The following is a 21107-nucleotide window of genomic DNA, read 5'->3' as shown; positions in this document are numbered from 1 at the left end:
GAGCTCCGGCCGGCTTGTGCGCTGATTGAAGACAAGGAGTACTTTGCCGCCTCGGGGGCGGCTGGTGGTCCCGAATTACTTGTTCATGGCCGCTATGATCGCCTTGCAGAATGCGGGAAGATCGTCCGGCGTCCGGCTGGAGATCAGGTTGCCGTCCACGACAACCTCCTCGTCCACCCACTGCGCCCCGGCATTGACCAGGTCGTCGCGGATGGCGAAGAACGAGGTGCAGCGCCTGCCGTCCAGGATGCCGGCCGAAACAGGCACCCATCCCGCGTGGCAGATGAAGGCCACGACCTTGCCCGCGTCGAACATCTTCTTCACGAAGTCATTGGCCGCGCCGTGGCGGCGCACGATATCCGGGGCGTAGCCGCCGGGGATAATGACGCCGTCGAACTTAGCCGCGTCCAGCTCGTCGAAGCTCATGTCCGCCTTGGCCGGAATGCCGTACTTGCCGGCGTATACGGCGTCCTTGTCCGCACCGGCGATCTTGACCGTGGCGCCGGCCTCTTTCATGCGGATGTAGGGGTAGAGGAACTCGTAATCGTTGTGGTGGTCGGCCACGAGCAGCACGACCTGTTTGCCTGAAAGCTCGCTCATGTATGCCTCCTGGGATAATTCTGGTTGTCGGGTCACCGTTTCAAACGGATGAAAACAGCACCCATCATGCACCAGATCGGCGGCGAAGTGGAGGGTAAATGGCAGGGAATGTCCAACTCGATCGGCGGCAGGTCCGGTCGCAATCCCAGGGCAGCTGACGCAACCGCGAGGTCAGCGCCACTCCAGGCTGGCCCTGTCCACGCTGGTGAGCACGATGCCTACGGCGTCGCTTCCGGCTATGTGGCCCTGCTCCTTCAGCGTCGTGAGCCCGGCCAGCCCGGCCGTGCCGCTGGCCGTGGCGGCGATGTTCGTGTTGCCGGCCACCAGATCCTTGGCGTTTGCCAGACTCTCTTCCGTCGCAACGGCAGGAACGCCGCCGGTGCGCAGCATGCCCGCGGCAAGGTAGAACCAGTCGTGCGCCACGGGATGGAGCAGGCCGTGGGCAGCGCTTTCCGATCCGCCCAGGTCCCACGGCCACATGAACTCCGTGGGGTTGGCCACGGCCCGCGCCAGCACTTGCTGCACCTCTTCCGTGGCAAAGGAATCCGCGGCGTAGGCCGCGACCTCGGCCACCTGCTCGGCTTCCTCCTCCAGGAACTCGCGCAGGATGGCGGTCTCGTCCTCCGGATCGGAGTCGATGTCGTACTCCAGCTCGAAGGGCAGGCCGGCGACATCGGCCACGTGGGCCAGCAGCAGGGCGTGGCAGCGCACAAAGGGGAAGCTCCCGGTCGGCTGCACGGCATGGATTCGCGGCACCCGCTCCAGCATTCCCCACTCCCGGCACGACTCCAGCGCCTCGACCACGGCCCGGGCCATGGCCCCGCCGCCCACCTGGAGAACGAGGTGGTCGAGCTCGATGCCCGCCTCGGAGAGCTGGAGCGCGAGCTCGTAGCCCAGGGTGCGGCCGCCTTCGATGCCGGACCAGTTGTCCGGTCCGGATGTGGCAAACGGGAGGAAGCCGCGTTCGGACACGGCTTCGCGGAAGGCGCGGTAGCACGGGTCGCCAAGCTCTCCGGTCCGGGGGATGACCTTTTCGATGTACGCGCCATGGGAGCGCAGCAGGTTCTCCAGCTCCGGGTCCACGTCCCTGGGAACAAAGCAGTGCAGCGGGTACTCGCCGGCCCGCGCCACGATGGCCGCGCCCAGGGCGGCGTCGCCGCAGCTATGTATGGCCAGCGGGGTCTTGGCCGGGGAGTCGGTCAGCCGGCGGTGGGCCTCTATGTACAGAAGCGTTCCCATGAGGTGCCGCGCCGTGTTGGAGCCGCCCACGTTGGCGGTCTCGTCCTTGGCCAGCAGCAGGCCGTCGTGGCCGATGGCCGCAGCCAGGGGCCGGGCAGAGAAAAGGGCGGTGGCTTCAAAGGTAAGGCCGTGGAAACGCATGAGGTTGTCGTTTATTCCTTCAAGCTGGGCCAGATAGCCCTGCTCGCCGGCCAGCAGGTGGCTGGACAGGGCATTGCGGAACACGCGGAAGGAACCGCGCTCCCCGTCGTCCCAGGCGTCGCGCCAGAGCTCGATCTCCGGCCGGGCGCGGTGCACCTGGCGCAGCAGATGCTCGGCGTCGGGTTGAGCCTTTGGGCAGGCGAAATGCCGATCCATGATGCGATAGTCGACGGCGCAGGCCGGGCAGTGCAGTGCCATATCCATGCTGAAAGAAACTCCCGTAGTCAAAGGTTGAAACCAAAGGGAATCTACCTAAAAATAAACAGGCCGGTCGTCCAGCGCATCCAGGCAGGAGATGCGCACAAAAATTCAGGGATGAGCTCGATTGGTACTATGCGCAATGCAACGAAAATCACAAGAAATCGGAAAAACATGAAGTGGCAGTTCCTACTCATGAAATGCCCGATATGGTAATATAAGAGCGATTTCTTACGGGGGGATTGAAACGAAGTATGGATATTGATGGATTTGGAAAACGAGTGCGATACTTGCGAACCTTGGCCAGGCTGACGCAAGCGCAAATGGCCGAGAGGCTCGGGGTCACCCCCGAACATCTTGGTAATATTGAAAGAGGGGTATCGGTCCCCTCGTTTGAACTAATTTATCGTATTGCAGACTCACTGGGCACCGAGCCGTTCAATCTCTTTCTGTCTCCGAAAAAAGAAGACGTCGTTTGCCTGGAGAGTTCCGGCACCTCGTGGTCCAGCTTTCTGTCCGGCATGGGCTCCTGGGAGTATAATCTCGAAACTGGTGAAATGGAGTGGAGCGATTCACTCTACCGGCTGCTCGGGTACTCGCCCAAGGATGTAACACCCACGATTGAGTTCCTGATCGAGCTCGTCCATCCGGACGATGTCACATTGGTTCGCAGCAGGTGGAAGAGTCTGCGTGCTGGACGCAGCATTCCGCCGGCTCGATACCGGATACGGGTGCGTAGCGGCGAGTACCGGATCTTCATCAACTACGGCGAGGTCCACAAGCGGCGCGGCGTGATCATTGTCTTTAATGTGGACGTCACCGACAACTGCATGCTCATCGAGGCCTTCCGCCATCTGCAGAAGGTCGAGGAAGAGGAGAACGCTGGACGCACGAGAAGCCTGCAAGACGTTATCTCGCTTCTGGCTTCGGCCATGGACAAGAAGGGTTCTCTCCAGGTGGAGATGGAAGACCATGAGCTGTTATTCCGCAACTTTGTGGAAAACATCCGCGACATCTTCCACGTGATGGAGCCGGGCAAAGGGTTCACATACGTGAGCCCTGTCTTCGAGGACATCGTTGGCGCGCCCGAGTCCACCATTCTTGAAGACCTGGAGAACTACTATCGTCTTGTCCATCAGGAAGATCGGGAGCGTGTGCGAGCGCTGCATCAACGGCGCCTCCGGGGGGAGGAGGCCCGCGGCGTGTACAGGATCGTGCGTCCGGACGGCTCAATCCGGCGGCTGCGGTCACGCGGCTTTATTCTGCCCAACGGTGACGGCGGAGACGGCCAGCTCCGCGTCATCGGCATCACCGAGGACGTTACCGACCTGCATTGCGCCGAGTCGGCCAGGGAAAGGGCCGAGGGCCTGCTGGAAAAGGTGCTGACCGCCGTGGGCGACGCCGTGTGCATAGTGGACAAGGAGCGCTGCATTGTGCGCGCGAACGAAGGCATGGAGGAGCTCTTCACCAGCCAGCGGCCCCTGGTGGGAAAACGGCACGAGGAGCTGCTGGAGCAGGCCGGTGTGGTGGCCGGTGTTCCCCGGCCCCTGGAGGAATGGGGCGGCGAGGTCGCCGTGCTGGAGCATCGCGTCTCCGGCCGGGATACGCGGACCCTGGAGGTCCACCACCTGGCGCTTCATGACGATGCAGGGGCGCCGGACGGCGGCGTGATCGTCATGCGCGACGTCACCGCCACGCGCAGGATCATTAAAGAACTGGAGCAGGCCAAGACGTGCGCCGAACGCGCCAACGAGGAGAAGAGCCGGTACCTTGCGCATCTCAGCCACGAGATTCGCACGCCGCTCAGCAGCATCCTGGGCGTGTGCCAGCTCCTGGCCATGGAGAAGTGCTCCAGCGATCAGCTTGAGTACGTGGAGGGCGCCCTCGCCTCCGGTGCGATTCTCAAGGATCTTGTAAGCGGCGTGCTGGACCTCTCACGCGTGGAAGCCGGGCGGATGGAGCTCAGCGAGGAGCCTTTCTCGGCCAGGGATGTCGTCGAGCGCGTTCTTATGCAGTACCGGTTTGTGGCCGACAGGAAAGGCGTGCAGCTGGAATCCGACTTCGGCGAAGCCCTGCCCGAGACCCTTTGCGGGGACGGCGCGCGCATCCGCCAGGTGCTCTCCAACCTCGTGGGCAACGCCATGAAATTCACGGATCGCGGGGGCATAACCGTCTCGGCCGACACCCTGAACGGCGACGCGCCTGCAGCCTCGGCCCTGGACCTCGATGGCGTGGATGACTCCGCCAAGGTGCTGTGCCTCGTGGTCAGGGACACGGGCCAGGGCATACCGCAGGACAAGCTCGAGTGTATTTTCCGGGAGTTCGAGCAGGCCGGCTGCAAGCAGTCGTGCGAGCAGGGCTACGGCCTCGGCCTGGCGATCATCAAGCGTCTGCTTCTCGCCATGGGCGGCGACATTACCGTGCAGAGCGAGCCCGGCAAGGGCTCCAGCTTCACCTGCCTCATTCCGGTCCGCCGCGAGGAGTGAGCGCGCCGCGCGAGCCTACAGCCACTCCGCCTCTCTGGTGCGTTCACCGCCAGCATCTCCGGTGTTCACCGTGGTCGCCGGCTCCAGGAGCAGCACTTCCACAAGCTCGGCCGCAATCGGCTTGTGCGCCACGCCACGGGGCACCACGATGAACTCCCCGGGCCCGACCTGCACGGAGCCGTCGTCGAACTCCATGCTCAACGTGCCGGAGAGGACGTAGAAGAGCTCGTCCTCCTCCTGGTGGGTGTGGCGCACGAACTCGCCTTCCAGCTTGGCAAGCTTCACATGCATATCGTTGATCTGGGCCGCGATTCGCGGAGCCCACGTCTCTTCTATCCGGCCGAACGCCTCGGCAAGGTTCACCTTTTTCATGGCGGATATCCTCCAGTGTTTCTGGTTTCGTAGGAGGGATATCCCGCCGGCGCAGCAAGGGCAAGAACAGCCGTCCGGTAATTCGATACACAAACGCCCCGGACCGCGGAGGTCTTCGGCCCGGGGCGTTTTCCGTCGTCCGGCAGGTGCGCTACTGAACGATCTCGTACAACGTGGTGGTGCCGCTGACCTCGTTGGCCACAGCAATGATGTCTTTCCCGTTGGGGCTCTGGTCCGCCGGGATGAAGTCGATGCACTCCGGCGCGAGGTCGCCGGCCGTGCCTTCCGGGACAACGCCGGAGAAGTCGCGGTCGTTGCGGTAGGTCACGAACACCGGGCTTTCGGGATTGGTGATGTCGTAGACCATTACGCCGCCGATGCGCTCCAGTCCGATAAAGGCGTAGCTCCGGCCGCCTACCTCGCCCACGGCCAGGGCCTCGGGCTCCGGACCCTTGTCGTCGGAGCGGTCGTCAAAGGTGTTGTTCTCGTCGTCCGTGGAGTTGAAGTAGTCCGGCAGCATGGCCGCGGTGATGCGCTCGATCTGGTCGCCGGAGTCGTAAACCAGGGTGATCTTGTGGTCCTTGACCTTCCAGATGGCAAAGGAGCGCGCGCCAAAGGAGTAGAGCTCGTCAAAGTCGCCGTCGCCGTCCGTGTCGCCGAGGGTCTTGGTGATCTTGAGCCGGCCAAGGGCCTCGTTCTTCTGAAGCTCAGCCGCGTTGGGGAAGGCTTCGGGATCGAGCTGCACCTTGGCGACGCGCTCTTCCTCGCTCCAGCCGTCATAGTCGCGGGAGTCCCCCTCGTTGGCCGTCACCAGGTAGAGCGTATCGCCGATAGTCGCCAGGGCGATGGAGTCCGGCTGGTACATGCCGTAGAGATTGTCGTACGTGCCGAAGTGGATGCCGCCGTCCTTGTTGGAGGGGTCCAGGGAGTTGCCGGGCTTGGAGAAGTCCTTGAAGCCCAGGGGCAGGATCTCCTCGACCTCGGCCTTGGCGATGTTCACGATAGCCACGGCGTTGTTCTCCTGCAGGGCCACGTAGGCGCGGGCCGAGTCCGGCGTGACGGCGATGTACTCGGGCTCCAGGTCCTGGGCCACGGTGGAGTGGGGGCCGAAGATCCGCACGCCGGCCTTTTGCAGCTCATCCTTTGAGAGGTTGAAGCCCTGGAAGCCGGCCATGCGTCCCGTAGCCTTGGTCGGGCCCTGCTGCATGTCGATGACCCAGACGGAGCCTTCGGGGTCGGTGGCGTACTGGTCGTCCGGCTCGCCCTCGCAGGCGACAACGATGTACTTGCCGTCCGGGGTGAAGGTCACCATGTCGGGCAGGGAGCCCACCGGAACGCTGGCCAGGGGGGCGTCGAACTCCCCGTCGGTCTTGAAGATATGGACTGCACCAGGGTCCTGCTTGTCAAAGGCCTCCACAGCCACGGCCACGACGCCGCCGTGCACGGCCACGCTGTTGGCCACGCCACCGAACTTCTTGAGGTTGAGTGCCGCGATCTTGTTCGGATTCTTGGGATCGGCAATGTCCAGGACGTCCACGGTCACCTGGTTGGAGTTGACCACGAAGAGCCGCTTGGTTGCGGGATCGTAGCTGGCGATCTCGGCAGCACCTTCGATCTCGGGCGCGGTGTGCCGGCCCAAAAGCTCCAGTCTGAGCGCGTTGGAGGGCTCGGGCGCGTCATAGTCCGCAGCGGCGGCGGGTGCGGCGAAGCTCAACAGCATGAAGGCAAAGGCCATGGCCTGGCCAAGGGAATGTCGAAGCATGGGCGTGTCCTCCCGAACAGGAATGGGTGCATTGGGTGCGTGCGGCCGACAATGCTTCAGGATGGCACGCCTGCCGGAGAATGCTTCTCCGGCGCGTGAAGGTTGGGTGACGATTTGTTGAATGGGGCGAGGAAGATCAATTCTTATGGATAAAGGACAAAACGTGGATCGACGACTCACCGGTCCGGCAGAGCGTCATGACGCTCAAAAGATCACCTGCCTCGATATAGGCGGGCTAGTAATGTGGTCGAATTATTAAATTGACATAATTGATAAAGAATTGCGATAAAGGCACGCATCCCCTGAAAAGGTGTTGGTGCTGCGAATTCTTGCCTCTGATACATTCATGATGTCTGGGCGTTGTGAAATCACCAAAAGGATATTCAATACCAGCGTATTTGTTGTTGACGCGATATTTGAGAAGCATTATTATAAAAATAATTGAAATAATTCTAGCATGGAGGGGGTGAAATGAATCGGCTGAAGGATCTGGACAAAATTGTAATGAGCTCATTTGATAATCTTTCTCCTGTTATGGGTAAGCAGTCTAGTGAAATAGAAAAAGAACTAATATCTAAGAGCTCTGAAGTATTAGTCAAAGAGACTACAGATTCACTATTTGAAACAATACAAGAAGAATTTAAACAAAGACTCAGAACATCTTTGCAAACCCATTTTGAGTATCACTTTGAGCATGTTCGCGAGAATAGATTTCGAATCTGGGGAAGAGATGATAATATTGCTTTCTCAAAGGAAACCGTTATTGAGCTTTTTTCTTCTTTAAGACATGCATCGCAGAATTCTTTATTTTCCCCGGCTCATTATTCCAATGATAGCCCCGTTCGACGCGCGCTATTTCATGCTGGGTTCAAGGCTGGACGGGTTTTTGTAGATGATTTATGCGATATTCTAGTAATCGATTCGAATATTAGCATTCTGAGTTCTGTCTTCGAGTTTTTCAAATTATCTTTGGCCTTTGATATGAAAAGTGCATGGTGGGAACAAGTCACAGATGTTACGAAAGAAGATGCATTTTTTTCTTTTTGTCTTAATAAGCCTTTTATTAAATATCCATATATCCAAGACAATAACGATGACGAAGTAGCCGAGTTGTCCTCATTTTTGGAGGGATATTTTTTGGCAATATTTAACGGCGGAGGAGATACCTTGTATGGGCTGAATCGCCTTCTCTCGCCGCGAGTGCCATATCAACGGCCGGAGGTATGCACAAGCGTTGAAAATGTGAGCGATGGTCATTATTCGAAAGGTATGTACCGTGTTCACTATAAGAAAAAATACTATGATGACTTTGGTGCAATAGATCAGCATATTTTTTTGCTACTAAGATGTGCCAAGCTCATTGAGAAAAGTCCTCATTCAGATGAACTTGCAGAAAATGCGCTTATACGCTTGAAAGAATTAATTGAATCTGTTCAAGATCTTGCCTCGTGCTTGCCAGAGACGCATTCGGGTGTAAGGGTAACGTTTTCAAGTGAAAGATACGACAGATATAAAAGTAATATAGTTGGATTTGGAACTTCTCTTATAACTAGGTATCTCCGCCGCAAAACTCTGGATGCTGCGTATGCTTTTGAGTTAATTAGAACTTATAAAATAAGCTCTTGCGATGTTTAGAAGTTACACCAAACAGATTCAAAGGTTGGCAGAGAAGAAAGATGCACTTCAAGCCATCGAGGAATTTTCGAGAAAAGTTCTGTCCAAGTCAACGTCCTTAAGCCTTTCTGACGAAGACAGAATCAAAAAAGGGTTGAAAGAACTCTGCGATATCTTACAGAAAGTTGATGCTGAAATTAATCGCCTAAATATTTGGCATGCCCGTGTCAAAAAAGTGCAACATATTAATAGTACGATAGTTGCGCCACTTCTCACGTTGTCGGCGATCTTGTATTTCTTTATAGACAGCAAGCTTGTAGACGTTGTGGTGCTCGTTTTAGTTTTGGTTGTCGGGGTCCTTTTTTTTGTAACGGAATCGATGTACCCAATTTTTAGAATATTGTTTTTCATTATAGGTGCCGTCATTATTTTTCATGTAGCGCAAGGGTATCCCTCTGTATCCGATTTTTTTTCTAAGACAGGAGATTACTTCACAGTGATGGGATTTATTTTTAGTCTTTTTGTTTTTGGACGAAAAAAGCGCAGACCTTCTCCCTAAGACATGGCCGGTACAGAGATAGTATTCTTATTGTACAGAGATAGTATTCACCTGACACTCCGCCCCTGGCGGGGTGATGGCTACGCTGCTTCTTCTTTTTCTACCTCTGCCTCGTCGGTTACGATGCCATCCAGGAACGCCTGGTAGGGCACTCGGCCGTCCATGCCGCGGCCCTGATGGGTGCGTTCCCGGTTGTAGTGGTTCAGGTAACTGTCCAGATCCTCTTGCATTTCCTCCACCGATTCGTACCACTTCTCGCGGCCCTTGATGCGGAAATGCTCGTCGAGCAATGTCCGATGCAACCGCTCCACAAAGCCGTTGCTCTGCGGCCGGCGAACCTGCGTTGTCCGGTGCTCAATCCCTTCTAATTGCAAGAACAATTCGTACGGATGCTTGTCCGGGCGACCGCAGAACTCGCGACCGTTGTCCGAGAGAATCGTCGAAATGCGCGCGATGTGCTCCTCGAAGAACGGCAGCACGTCCTCATTGAGCACGTGAACCGCGGTAACCGGCAACTTGGTGGTGTAGAGTCGGCCCCAGGCATAGCGGCTGTGGCAGTCGATAACCGACTGCAAATACACGCGTCCAACGCCCTTGAGCGTGCCCACGAAGAAGGTGTCCACGGCCACAAGATCGCCGGTGTGACGCGTCTCGATGTGCCGGTCGCGAAACTCGGGACTGAAGCGCTCCAGGACGCGGATTTGTTCGTCCGAGAGCTCCAAACGCTGCTCTCGCACGCTCTTCTCCAGCCGCAGCAACCGCTCGTGGCGTGTGAGCAAGCCGTGCCGGCTCCAGACGCCGCGGACACCGCCGGAGCTGACCTGGACGCCTTGCAGGACAAGCTGTTGGGCGACGCGGAGCGGTCCGTGCGTGGGGTGAGCCAAGCAGTAGTCGAGAATGGCCTGCTCGACAGCCTCGTCGACGCGGTTGGGGTGCGGGCCTCGCGGCCCGGGCAGGCGGTCCAATAGACCTTCGGCGCCGAAGGTCTGGTAGTTGCGCCGGATCTCGTAGAACTGCTGCCTGGAATAGCCCATGATTTTGCACGCTTTGCTGACGTTGCCCAATTCAGTGGCCAGCTCTAGCAGACTCATCTTCCTTCGTGCTACTTTGCGTTTCGTGGTCATGGCGTTCTCCTCGAAAGGGTTCGTGAAGCTTCGCAACTCCATCGATACCCAGCCAGGGACGGCATGACCACAACCTTTTGGTGGCCCAGGTGTCAGGTTATATCCATCTCAGTTCATTCTTATGTTTCCTCGGCGGGCGGTTAGGAAAACGACATCCTATTCCCCCTCATACACACCGGCGGCCCAGGGACCAAGGGACAGCAGGCCGCCGGGGCCGGCGGTCTCGGGCAGGAGCGCGCCGCGGCCGCCGAAGCGTTCCTCCCCGGTATCGAGCAGCAGCCGCCAGCCCGTTTCCCCGGCCGAGGGCGGCATGAGCAGCGTGGGGTCCTCCGCGCCGAGGTTGGCGATGACGCACACGCTGCGGCTTCGGTCCGGCGTGGCGCGGGTGTAGCCCAAGGACGCGTTTGATCCCTGGAGCACGTGGAAACCGTCGCGGTCGCAGCCTTTGAGCGCAGGGTTCTCGCGCCGTAGTTTTAGCAGCGCCGTGTACAGGGCGAGCATGGCGGCGTGGCGCGGCTGCTCCAGCTTGTCCCAGTCCAGCCTGGAGTCCAGAAAAGTAGACTCGGCTTGCGGGTCCGTGGGTTCCTTGCGCCAGCGAAATTTGCTGAACTCGCGCTTGCGGCCCTCACGCACGGCCTGCACCAGCCAGTCGTCGCCGTGGTGCACGAAGTAGTTGAAGGGGTTGGTCTCGGCGTACTCCTCGCCCATGAACAGCAGCGGCAGGTACGGCGCGAGCAGGAACGTTACCGCCGCGGCGCGGCACGCCTCCATGGGAACGAGCGCGGCCAGCCGGTCCGAGCCGGCGCGGTTGCCCACCATGTCGTGGGTCTGCAGGAAGATGGTGAATGTTTCCCCGGCCAGGCCGTGGGCCGGAGCGCCGTGGCTGCGGCCCATCCACTGCGAGTATTGGCCCTCATAAGCAAAGCCCTTTTCCAAGGCCAGGGCCGCGTCCGTGGGGCTGCCGTAGTCGGCGTAGAATCCCTCGCGCTCGCCCGTGAGCAGAGCGTGCATGGCGTGATGGAAGTCGTCGGACCAGGCCGAGTCCATGCCCAGGCCGCCCGCGGATGTGGGCGTGATCAGCCGCGGGTTGTTGTCGTGGGTTTCGGCGATGACGTGGCAGAGCCGGCCCGTGGCCTGCTCGTACTCGTCCACAGTATCGGCCAGCTCGGCCAGGATGTGCACTGGCCGGCGGTCATAGATGGCGTGCACGGCGTCCAGCCGGAAGCCGTCGACATGGTAGCGCTCCAGCCAGTGCAGGGCGTTGGCGATGAAGTAGCCGCGCACAAAGTCCGAGCCGGCGGCGTCGAAGTTCACGGCCTCGCCCCACGGCGTCTTGTAGGCATTGGTAAAGTAGGGGCCGAAGTCGCGCAGGTAGTTTCCCTCCGGTCCCAGGTGGTTGTAGACCACGTCCAGGACCACGGCTAGGCCGCGCTCGTGGCAGGCGTCGATGAATCGCTTGAACCCTTCCGGTCCACCGTACGCCTCGTGCACGGCAAAGAGTGAGACCCCGTCGTATCCCCAGTTGCGCTTGCCCGGGCACGGAGCCACGGGCATGACCTCCACCCCGGTCACGCCCAGGTTCACCAGGTGGTCCAACCGCTTGATGGCCGCGTCAAAGGTGCCGCGCGTGCTGAATGTCCCCATGTGCAACTCGTAGAGAATCAGCTCGTTCAGGGGCGGCGGGGTGAACTCCGGAACGGACCAGCCGTGCGCCGCGTGGTTTACCAACGCCGACGGGCCGTGCACGCCCTCGGGCTGGCTGTGGCTCGCCGGGTCCGGCCGGGTGATCCACTCGTCCTCGCCACAGTGACGCAGCCTGTAGCGGTAGCGATCCCCGGCGCTCAGGCCTTCGACCTCTGCGGTCCAGAGACCGCCTTCATGCGCAGCCATGACGACGCCGCACGACTCGGGATCGAGCAGCTCCAGCACCACGGTTTCGGCGCGCGGCGCCCACAGCGGGAACATCCAGCGCGCTTTCTGGCCGGGCAGCCGATACGGCCCTGCAGACCGGCGAAGACGTTCATCTATGGCGCGGCGCATGGGTTAATCCTTCCTGAAGAAGACAATGCCCAGGGGCGGCAGGGTGAGGGAGATGGAGTCGAAGAAGTCGTGCGAAGGCACGGGCTTGGACTCCACGCCGCCCAGGTTGCCCCAGCCGGCGCCGCCGTACTCGGTGGAGTCGCTGTTCAGGACCTCGCGCCAGTACCCGGCCGAGGGCACGCCGACGCGGTAGTTGGAGCGCGGCACGGGCGTGCCGTTGAGCGCCACGAGCACGGTGCGGCCCTCGCCGTCCTTGCGCATGAAGATGACGATGGACTGCTCCGAGTCGTGGAAGTCCACCCAGGCGAAACCGTCCTGGCTGAAGTCTTTGGCGTAGAGCGCGGGCTCGGACTGGTAGAAGCGGTTCAGGTCCTCCATCCAGCGTTTTACACCGCGGTGGTTGTCGTACTGGAGCTGGTCCCAGGAGAGGGAGGAGTCGTGGTTCCACTCCAGTCCCTGGCCGAACTCCCCGCCCATGAAGAGCAATTTTTTACCAGGATGCGCCCACATGTAGCCCAGGAGCAGGCGCAGGTTGGCGAACTTCTGCCAGGAGTCGCCGGGCATCTTGCCCAGAAGCGAGCCTTTTCCATGCACCACCTCGTCGTGGGAAAGCGGCAGCACGAAGTTCTCGTTAAAGGCGTACCAGATGGAGAAGGTGAGCTGGCCCTGGTGGTACTTGCGGTGGATGGGGTCCATGGAGAAGTAGGCCAGGGTGTCGTGCATCCAGCCCATGTTCCACTTCATGCCGAAGCCCAGGCCGCCCAGGTAGGTGGGCCGGGAGACCTGGGGCCAGGCCGTGGACTCCTCGGCCATGGTCTGGGTGTCCGGGAACTCCTTGTACACGGCCTCGTTCATAATGCGCAGGAACTCGATGGCCTCGATGTTCTCGCGGCCGCCGAACCTGTTGGGAATCCACTCGCCTTCGTTGCGGGAGTAGTCCAGGTAGAGCATGGAGGCCACGGCGTCCACGCGCAGGCCGTCGGCGTGGAACTTGTCCAGCCAGAAGATGCCGCTGGAGATGAGGAATGAGCGGACCTCGTTGCGGCCGTAGTTGTAGATGTCGGACTGCCAGTCCGGGTGGAAGCCCTGGCGCGGGTCCTCGTGCTCGTATAGATGCGTGCCGTCGAAGTAGCCCAGGCCGTGCTCGTCCGTGGGAAAGTGCGAGGGCACCCAGTCGAGCAGCACGCCGATGCCGGACTCGTGCAGGGCGTCGATGAGCCGCATGAAGTCCTGGGGCGAGCCATAGCGCGAGGTGGGCGCGAAGTAGCCCAGGGACTGGTAGCCCCACGAGCCGTAGAAGGGGTGCTCCATCACGGGCAGGAACTCCACGTGGGTGAAGCCCATCTCGTTCAGGTAGCCGGGCAGCTGCTCGGCCAGCTCCTGGTAGGAGAGGGGCCGGGCCCCTTCCTCTGGCACGCGCCGCCAGGAGCCCAGGTGCATCTCGTAGACGGACATGGGGCTGGCGAGGCCGTTCTTTTCGCCGCGCTGGCCCATCCAGCCGGAGTCGTTCCAGCCATAATCCAGATCCCAGACCACGGAGGCCGTGTTGGGCGGCAGCTCCCAGGTGAAGGCAAAGGGGTCGCCTTTGTCCACCACATAGCCGTTTACACTGGATTTGATGTGGTACTTGTAGAGCGCACCGCGGTCCACGCCGGGGATGAAGCCCTCCCAGATGCCGGACTCATCCCAGCGCGGTGCCAGAGGGTGGGACTCGGTGTCCCAGCCGTTGAAGTCGCCGCTCACCGATATCGAGGCGGCGTTGGGAGCCCAGACGGCGAAGTGCGTGCCGCGCACGCCGTCCACCTCCATGATGTGGGAGCCCATCTTTTCGTACAGCCTGTAGTGGCGGCCTTCCCTGAAGAGGTAGATGTCGTCCTTAGTCAGCAACCCTTTTCCGTAGAGGACTCGTTCGTCCATGTTACACTCCGGCTAAATGCTTGATCCCGCGCAGGGGTATGATCACCCAGTCGGGACGGTTGTTCAACTCGTAGCCCATCTCGTACAACGCTTTTTCCAGGAGGTAGGGTACGAGCAGATTCTCGAACTGTACGGCGCTTGCCGGCACCAGCGAACGGCCGGCTATGGCGTTTCGATAGCCGTGCAGGAAGAAGGCGGCGGCGAAGCGGTACCAGAGGTCGGCCCATGGTTCGAGCCGGCTCTGCTCTGCCGGGCCCAGGCCGCCGGCGAGCAGGCCGTTGTAGGCGGCGTAGTGGTATGAGCGCACCATGCCGGCCACGTCGCGCACCGGGGAGCGCTTGAGCCGTCGCTCCGAGAGAGGCTTGGAGGGCTCGCCCTCGAAGTCGAGGATCATGAAGTCCTTGCCGGTAAAGAGCACCTGGCCCAGGTGGTAGTCGCCGTGGGTGCGTATCTTCCAGGCGTCCAGCGTGGTGTCCATGATGCCGTCCAGCCGGGCCATGATCGCCGGCTCCAGGGACAGTATAGCAGATGCTTCCTCGGCCAGGTTCTCCGGTAGATTGGTAAGCGCCTTTTTCATGAAGCGCAGCTCCTGGCGCGCCTTGTTCTGGATGGATTGCAACAGGGAGCGCTGGTAGAGCCGCGTGAACTTCTCCGGGGCAAAGCCCGGGTCGTCCGAGCCGGCCAGGGCGATGTGCAGCTCGGCCGTGCGCTGGCCCAGCAGCCGGACCGTCTCCAGGGTCTGGCCCGAGAGCATCTCGTCCAGGGGTGGCGGCAGCTGCGGGTCCTCGGCCAGCGCCATCAGCCTGGTCTCCACTTTGGGCGGCCTGGTGTCCTCGGGAAGGGTGAGCACCTGGTCGAAGTAGCGGGAGACGAGATCCTGCGAGAGCTCCCAGGCGTCGCCCTGGTTGGGCACGAAGCGCTGCATGAGGCCCAGGACAATGGTGCCGCCGGCGTTGGGCCTGAGCTCCAGGGCCCCGGCGTAGGCCGGCGTGTGTTCGAACCCGGCGACCTCGGTCAGGTGGCGGGCTATCTCCAGGTCCGGGTGCTGGCCCTTCTCGGTGCGGCGGTAGAGCTTCAGGATGAGCTCATCGCCGTACAGTATGGAGGTGTTGGACTGCTCCGCGCCCAACAGCCGCGGCTTGAGCTCTGCCGCTTCGGTCTGCCACAGCGCCTTGAGCGGTTTTGTGCTGGCGGGGTGCAGCTTGCCCAGCTTGGTGGCGATGCGCTTGCGGCCGGCAATGACCTCCAGCAGGGCGCGGCAGAACCGCCGGCTGAACACCGCCTCGTACAACGCGCCCTCGCTTCCTTCATTCAGGGTGAGCCAGGCCACGGAGCCGCGCGGCATCTCGTAGTCTGCCTCATCCACGGACCGCTGGGCAAAAGCCAGGGGCAGCAGGTAAATCTCCGGGTCGCCCTCCTGATACTCTACCTGCACCAGCAGGATGGTGGGGGACTGGCCGTTCTTCTTGATCTGGATGCGGTCGATGACCGTGAAGGCGCGGTCGATGCGCGCCTTGCCGCCATACCAGCGCTGGCGCTTCATGTATGCGGGCAGGATGCGCTTCTCCAGCGCGCGGACCACGCCGGGATCGGCCAGCACGGCGGGCCACGACCGGCCGGAAATCTGCGGCAGCGCTCCCGAGGCTATCTCCGTGCGCCCGGCCTCCTCTTCCAGATGGAAGACGTAGTAGGTGTACGGCCCGAAGGTGAGCACGTAGGGCTCCTCGCCCACCGCGGGGAAGGGGTTGCGGCTGAAGAGGTCGAGCACCTCGCTTCCGGCAAAGGCGGAGAGATCCAGCGCGGCGGTCTGGGCGTGGCGCGAGAGGTTCACCACTGTAAGGATGCGGTCGTGCCCGCCGTCGGACTCGCCATTTTCGCTGGGCAATGTGCGTACGTAGGCCAGGATCTTGGGGTTGTCCGGGCTCAGGAACTCGATGTCCCCCCGGCCGAAGCAGCAGTGCTCCCGCCGCATGGCGATGAGCCGGCGCATCCACCACAGAAGCGATGAGCGGCGGTTCTCCTGGGTGGCCACGTTGAGCGAGTTGTAGTGGTACTCCGGGTCGATGATCAGCGGCAGGCAGAGCCGTTGCGGGTTGGCGCGGGAGAAGCCGGCGTTCTGGTCCGCCGACCACTGCATGGGTGTGCGCACGCCGTCGCGGTCGCCCAGGTAGTAGTTGTCGCCCATGCCGATCTCGTCGCCGTAGTAGAGCACGGGCGAGCCCGGCATGGTCATGAGGATGACGTTCATGACCTCGATCTTGCGGCGGTCGTTGTCCAGAAGCGGGGCCAGGCGTCTTCGGATGCCCAGGTTCACGCGCGCCCGCGGGTCCTCCACAAAGATGCGGTACATGTAGTCGCGCTCTTCGTCCGTGACCATTTCCAGGGTCAGCTCGTCGTGGTTGCGCAGGAATATGGCCCACTGGCAGCCGTCCGGAATGGCCGGGGTCTGCTCCAGGATATCCACGATGGGGTAGCGGTTCTCCATCTCCAGGGCCATGAACATGCGCGGCATGAGCGGAAAGTGGAAGGCCATGTGGCAGGCGTCGCCATTGCCGAAGTAGGCGGCGGCGTCCTCGGGCCACTGGTTGGCCGCTGTGAGCAGCACCCGGCCCGGGAACTTTTTGTCCACATGGGCGCGGACCTTTTTGAGGAACTCGAAGACCTGGGGCAGGTTCTCGCAGCTGGTGCCGTCCTGCTCATACAGGTAGGGCAGGGCGTCCAGGCGCACGCCGTCCACGCCGAGGCCGAACCAGAAATCGAGCACGTCGAGCATGGCCTTGTGGACCCTGGGATTCTCGAAGTTCAGGTCCGGCTGGTGGGAGTAGAAGCGGTGCCAGTAGTAGGCCCCGGCCGTGGGGTCCCATGCCCAGTTGGAGCGCTCGAAGTCCGGGAAGATGATCCGCGCGTCTTCGTACTTCTCCGGCGTGTCGCTCCAGACGTAGTAGTCGCGCCAGGCGCTGCCAGGCTTGGCGCGGCGGGATTTCTGGAACCAGGGGTGCTGATCCGAGGTGTGGTTGAAGACGATCTCGGTGATGACCTTGAGGTCGCGCGTGTGCGCCTCCTTCATGAAGCGCTTGAAGTCGGCCATGGTGCCGTAGTCCGGGTGCACGGCCGTGAAGTCCGCGATGTCGTAGCCGTCGTCCCTCATGGGCGAGGGGTAGAAGGGCAGCAGCCAGACCACGTCCACGCCCAGGCGCACCAGATGGTCGAGCCTGGAGATGAGGCCCTGGAAATCGCCAACGCCGTCGCCGTCGCCGTCCGAAAAGCTCTTGAGCGGAAGCTGGTAGATGATGGCGTCGCGGTACCACTCCGGGGCCCACTCGGGCTGTTGTGTGTCGTTTCGTTTTTTCGGCGCCATGCACATATCCTACATGAAGTAGTCGAAGTCGGTTTCGCGCTTCAGCTTTCTCTTGAGCCGGAAGATGCGCGCCGGCAGCTGGCGCGGGTCGAAGTCCAGGCGGTTGTGCCGACCCTGCCACACGAACTTGTCGTCCCCCAGAAGGTCGTGGACCATGTAGGTCTGGCTCTCGTCGATGCCGTACTCCTCCAACGGCAGGGTGAGGGTGGCGGTCTGCGGGTTGTGCGGGTCCAGGTTCACGGCCACCAGGATGACCTCGGAGCCGGGCTCTGCCTTTTCGGAGCTCTCCTTGGCAAAGAAGATGACGAAGTCGTTGTCCGTGGGCAGGAACCGCAGGTTCCAGGTTTGCTGCAGGGCCGGGTTCTCGCGGCGTATCCGGTTCACCAGGGTAAGGAACGGCCACAGCGTGCCGGACTGCTCCAGGTTCCAGTCGCGGATCTCGTACTTTTCCGAGTGCACGTAGTCGATAGTGCCGGGCACGGCCTCGTTTTCGCACAGCTCGAAGGCCGGGCCGTAGATGCCGTAGTTGGAGGAGAGGGTGGCGGCGAGCACCAGGCGGATGATGAAGGCCGGGCGTCCGCCATATTGTAAATACTCCGGCAGGATATCCGGTGTGTTGGGCCAGAAGTTGGGCCGGAAATAGTCCCGCGGGGCGTGCTCCACCAGCTCGGTGAGGTACTGGGTGAGCTCCTGCTTGGAGTTGCGCCAGGTGAAGTAGGTGTACGAGTGGGTGAAACCCGCCTTGGCCAGCCGGTACATGATCTTGGGCCGGGTGAAGGCCTCTGAGAGGTAGATGATCTCCGGGTGCTCCTTGCGCAGCTCGCCCAGGCACCACTCCCAGAAGGGCAGCGGCTTGGTGTGCGGGTTGTCCACGCGGAAGATGCGCACGCCGCGTTCGATCCAGAACTTGAAGATGGACTTGAGCTCCGCCCAGAGTCCTATCCAGTCGTCGCACTCGAAGTTGAAGGGGTAGACGTCCTGGTACTTCTTGGGTGGGTTTTCCGCGTACTGGATGGTGCCGTCGGAGCGCATCCGGAACCACTCGGGGTGCTCCTGCACGTAGGGGTGGTCCGGCGAGCACTGGAAGGCAATGTCGATGGCGACGTCGATGCCGTACTTGTCCTTGGCTATGGTCACGAGGCGCTCGAAGTCCTCCATGGTCCCGAGCTGCGGATGCACGGACTTGTGGCCGCCGTCCTCGCTGCCGATGGCCCAGGGCGAGCCCACGTCGTCCGGTCCGGCGTCCGGGCTGTTGTCCTTGCCCTTGCGGAAGGTGCTGCCGATGGGGTGGACGGGCGGCAGGTAGACCACGTCGAACCCAGCGGCGGCGATTCTGGGCAGCAGCTCCTCCAGGGTGGCGAAGGTGCCGTGGGCCAGCCCCATGCCTGTGGAGCGGGGGAAGACCTCGTACCAGGTGGAGAAGGCGGCCTTGGCCGGCTCGGGCTCGATGACCAGCTCCTGGCCGTACTCACTGAAGGTGTTGGGGTCCGGGTAGCGGGCCATGAGCTCCGAGACCCCGGCCCCGCCGGCCAGCAGCACGGCGTCGCCCTGGGCGGACTCCCGTAGCATGGCGGCGTAGCGGTGCAGATTCTCGCGGTCCTCCTGGACAGGCGCGCGTGCGGCGGCCTGCTCGATGAGCAATGCGCCGTCGGCCAGCTCCACGGCCACGTCCTGCCTGGCCTCGTGCTTCTTGCGCAGGTTGTTCAGCCAGCTGGCGTAGGGATCGACCCAGGCGCGGATGGTGAAGTAGTAGCGCTCCATGGCCAGGATCTGGAACTCCGCGGTCCAGAGGTCGTTCACCAGGTGCGTCATCTCCAGCACGGTGTGCTCCTGCTCGCTTTCGCGGCGGAAGAGGCAGACGGCGCGCAGGGCGTCGTGGCCGTCCACCAGGATATCGGCCTTGACCTCCACGGTCTCGTAGAGGGCGCGCTTGGCCGGAAACCGGCCGTCGTCCACGCGCGGGCGCGGGTTCTCGATAACCACTCGTTTCTTTCCGTCGAACATGGGCGTTCCTTCGGATGTTTTCGATGATTCGGTTCCGGCGGGTGGGTCTGTTTCCACAAAACAAAAAGCTTAGGAGACCCGGTATGTGATGTGAAGGAATCCGCCGGGGAAACTTCGGAACGTGCAGTGCGAAACAGGCCACACTGCTAGCCAGTATAACAGACGACGAGGAAATATCCACCGGCGCTCCATGAACGCGCGGTCGCATGGCTGCATGGCAGCTCGATTGCGCATAATTCCGGACGCTCCTGGCTGGGTATCTGGTTGCCCAACCCCTATCCGGCCATCGCGATCGCTCTTCATGGCGAGAGCGGTGCGATCAGGCGGCGCGGCCCGATATTTCACTGAACTCCTTGCACGCAAGCCAGGGCGATTCGAGTATCGTATTGAGCCGGACATCCGTACTGACACGACCATCCACCGGGCCGGACAAGACCCGCCATTGTTGAGGAAATAATGAGACCGGCAGATAAAGGCGCGTACCGCAGGGAGCTGGACGCCATGAAGCTCCGCGCCGATGAGCATATCAGAGAGTTGGAATCGCGGCTGGAATGGAGCGGTCATGGGACCAGATCCGAGTATGAGGAGCTGCTTTCCGGGTTGCGAGAGAAAAAGGAGCGACTGGAGGAACGCGCCGCTCAGCTTGTGGAGAAGGCAAGCAGCACCTGGGACGAGGTCAAGGAAGGCATCGACCGGGCCGCCGGCGAGCTGGAAATGGCCCTGGAGCACGTGCGGAACAAGTTTCTGTAATCCTTCGCCTGCCACTTGCCCTGCGCATGAGACATCCCGTAGTCTGGCCGGATGTCATTTTCCATGATTCTCGGCTACGTGTTTTTCGCTGTCCTGATCGCCGCGCTGGCAGCCGGGGGCGTATACGCCTGGCCTACCTGGCTCCGGCTGTATGCTCGAACTCCCAAGGCGCTCCGACGCGGGAGCAGCCGGCTGACCATCCCGGCGCTTGCCTGCTGCGCCGTGGCCGCGGCCTTGCTTCTGGCGCTGCTCACCGCGGCGGCGCACCGTCATCCCGGTCCCTTTCAGCTGGACGCCGCGGCCTCGGCCATGGCCGCGTGGTTGCAGCTCAAGCCATTTCCGGCGGTGTTCGCCGCCATCACGCACATGGCCAACGGCTCCACCCTTCTGGCTGTAGCCGTGGTGGGCGTGCTGCTGATCGCGGCGCTTGCGCGGCAGGTGGTGCTGTGGCCTTTTATGATGACGGTCCTCGGTTCACAGATCACGACGTGGCTGCTCAAGTACTGGGTGGCCAGGCCGCGGCCGGACCTCTCGGAGGTGGCGCCGTTGCTGATGGTTGTCTCGCCAAGCTTTCCCAGCGCCCACGCCGCAGGCTCGGTCTCGGTGTACGGCTTTCTGGGGCTGCTCGCTCTCTGGGAGCTCTCCTCGGCCAGGGTGCGCGTCATGGCCGGATACTGGCTGCTCGTTTTCCTGGCGCTGATAGGTGCAAGCCGTGTGTATGTGGGCGTACACTTTGCCACGGACGTGCTGGGCGGCTGGCTTACGGGCGTGGTCTGGCTGTGCCTGGGCGCGGCGGCGCAGGTGTATGCACGGCGGAAGCGGGAAGGGCGGGAAGACGGACCGCCCGAGGAACAAATCGTAGAATGTGAGTGAGGCAGCTTTT

14 protein-coding genes and 1 pseudogene are annotated in these 21107 nt (G+C 61.6%); 6 read left to right on the top strand and 9 right to left on the bottom strand.

Going from position 1 to position 21107, the window contains the following annotated elements; all coding sequences use genetic code 11:
• Positions 1 to 75 precede the first annotated feature (75 nt).
• Together E8L03_RS10625 and E8L03_RS10620 are read right to left on the bottom strand one after the other, a co-directional pair.
• Positions 76 to 600, bottom strand: coding sequence for a type 1 glutamine amidotransferase domain-containing protein (locus tag E8L03_RS10625; protein ID WP_144306030.1), 525 nt, complete (start codon positions 598 to 600; stop codon positions 76 to 78).
• 171 nt (positions 601 to 771) lie between these two features.
• Positions 772 to 2244, bottom strand: a complete 1473-nt coding sequence (locus E8L03_RS10620) for a PLP-dependent lyase/thiolase (RefSeq protein ID WP_171267329.1) — start codon at positions 2242 to 2244, stop codon at positions 772 to 774.
• 248 nt (positions 2245 to 2492) lie between these two features.
• Here E8L03_RS10620 and E8L03_RS21195 point away from each other — a divergent pair.
• Positions 2493 to 2615 (top strand): annotated as a pseudogene (locus E8L03_RS21195) (helix-turn-helix domain-containing protein); the annotation flags it as partial.
• A 180-nt stretch (positions 2616 to 2795) separates the two neighbouring features.
• Entirely contained in the window at positions 2796 to 4724 is a 1929-nt protein-coding gene (locus E8L03_RS10615) for a PAS domain-containing protein (protein WP_244963511.1), read from the top strand.
• Between the two features lie 15 nt (positions 4725 to 4739).
• Here the strand turns inward: E8L03_RS10615 and E8L03_RS10610 are convergent, their stop codons facing one another.
• The gene (locus tag E8L03_RS10610) at positions 4740 to 5096 is read right to left on the bottom strand and encodes a cupin domain-containing protein (RefSeq protein WP_144306027.1); all 357 of its coding nucleotides are present in this window, start codon (positions 5094 to 5096) and stop codon (positions 4740 to 4742) included.
• 151 nt (positions 5097 to 5247) lie between these two features.
• Entirely contained in the window at positions 5248 to 6858 is a 1611-nt protein-coding gene (locus E8L03_RS10605) for a choice-of-anchor I family protein (RefSeq protein ID WP_171267327.1), read from the bottom strand.
• A 471-nt stretch (positions 6859 to 7329) separates the two neighbouring features.
• Between E8L03_RS10605 and E8L03_RS10600 the strand changes: the two genes are divergently transcribed.
• Positions 7330 to 8493 (top strand): hypothetical protein, encoded by a 1164-nt coding sequence (locus E8L03_RS10600; RefSeq protein ID WP_171267326.1) that lies wholly within the window; start codon positions 7330 to 7332, stop codon positions 8491 to 8493.
• Positions 8494 to 8518: 25 nt separating this feature from the next.
• Positions 8519 to 9031 (top strand): hypothetical protein, encoded by a 513-nt coding sequence (locus tag E8L03_RS10595; RefSeq protein ID WP_171267325.1) that lies wholly within the window; start codon positions 8519 to 8521, stop codon positions 9029 to 9031.
• Positions 9032 to 9111: 80 nt separating this feature from the next.
• On the opposite strand, the gene E8L03_RS10590 is transcribed toward E8L03_RS10595, so the two are convergent.
• From E8L03_RS10590 to E8L03_RS10570, 5 genes are all read right to left on the bottom strand, one after another.
• Positions 9112 to 10155: an IS481 family transposase gene (locus E8L03_RS10590; RefSeq protein WP_171267324.1), complete on the bottom strand. Its 1044-nt coding sequence runs from the start codon at positions 10153 to 10155 to the stop codon at positions 9112 to 9114.
• Positions 10156 to 10311: 156 nt separating this feature from the next.
• Positions 10312 to 12195 carry a malto-oligosyltrehalose trehalohydrolase gene (gene treZ, locus E8L03_RS10585; RefSeq protein WP_171267323.1) on the bottom strand — a complete coding sequence of 628 codons (1884 nt, stop codon included), beginning with the start codon at positions 12193 to 12195 and terminating at the stop codon, positions 10312 to 10314.
• Between the two features lie 3 nt (positions 12196 to 12198).
• Entirely contained in the window at positions 12199 to 14112 is a 1914-nt protein-coding gene (glgB, locus tag E8L03_RS10580) for a 1,4-alpha-glucan branching protein GlgB (RefSeq protein ID WP_144306024.1), read from the bottom strand.
• A gap of 1 nt (position 14113) precedes the next feature.
• On the bottom strand, positions 14114 to 17470 hold the full coding sequence (treS, locus tag E8L03_RS10575; protein ID WP_171267322.1) for a maltose alpha-D-glucosyltransferase: 3357 nt from the start codon (positions 17468 to 17470) through the stop codon (positions 14114 to 14116).
• A 9-nt stretch (positions 17471 to 17479) separates the two neighbouring features.
• Entirely contained in the window at positions 17480 to 19474 is a 1995-nt protein-coding gene (locus tag E8L03_RS10570) for an alpha-1,4-glucan--maltose-1-phosphate maltosyltransferase (protein WP_171267321.1), read from the bottom strand.
• A gap of 456 nt (positions 19475 to 19930) precedes the next feature.
• Between E8L03_RS10570 and E8L03_RS10565 the strand changes: the two genes are divergently transcribed.
• On the top strand, positions 19931 to 20224 hold the full coding sequence (locus E8L03_RS10565) for a sll1863 family stress response protein (RefSeq protein WP_144306021.1): 294 nt from the start codon (positions 19931 to 19933) through the stop codon (positions 20222 to 20224).
• A gap of 63 nt (positions 20225 to 20287) precedes the next feature.
• Positions 20288 to 21097, top strand: a complete 810-nt coding sequence (locus E8L03_RS10560) for a phosphatase PAP2 family protein (protein ID WP_171267320.1) — start codon at positions 20288 to 20290, stop codon at positions 21095 to 21097.
• Positions 21098 to 21107 lie beyond the last annotated feature (10 nt).

The organism is Oceanidesulfovibrio marinus, from assembly GCF_013085545.1.
Taxonomy (GTDB): Bacteria; Desulfobacterota; Desulfovibrionia; order Desulfovibrionales; family Desulfovibrionaceae; genus Oceanidesulfovibrio; species Oceanidesulfovibrio marinus.
This window is presented reverse-complemented; position numbering and strand designations above follow the sequence as displayed.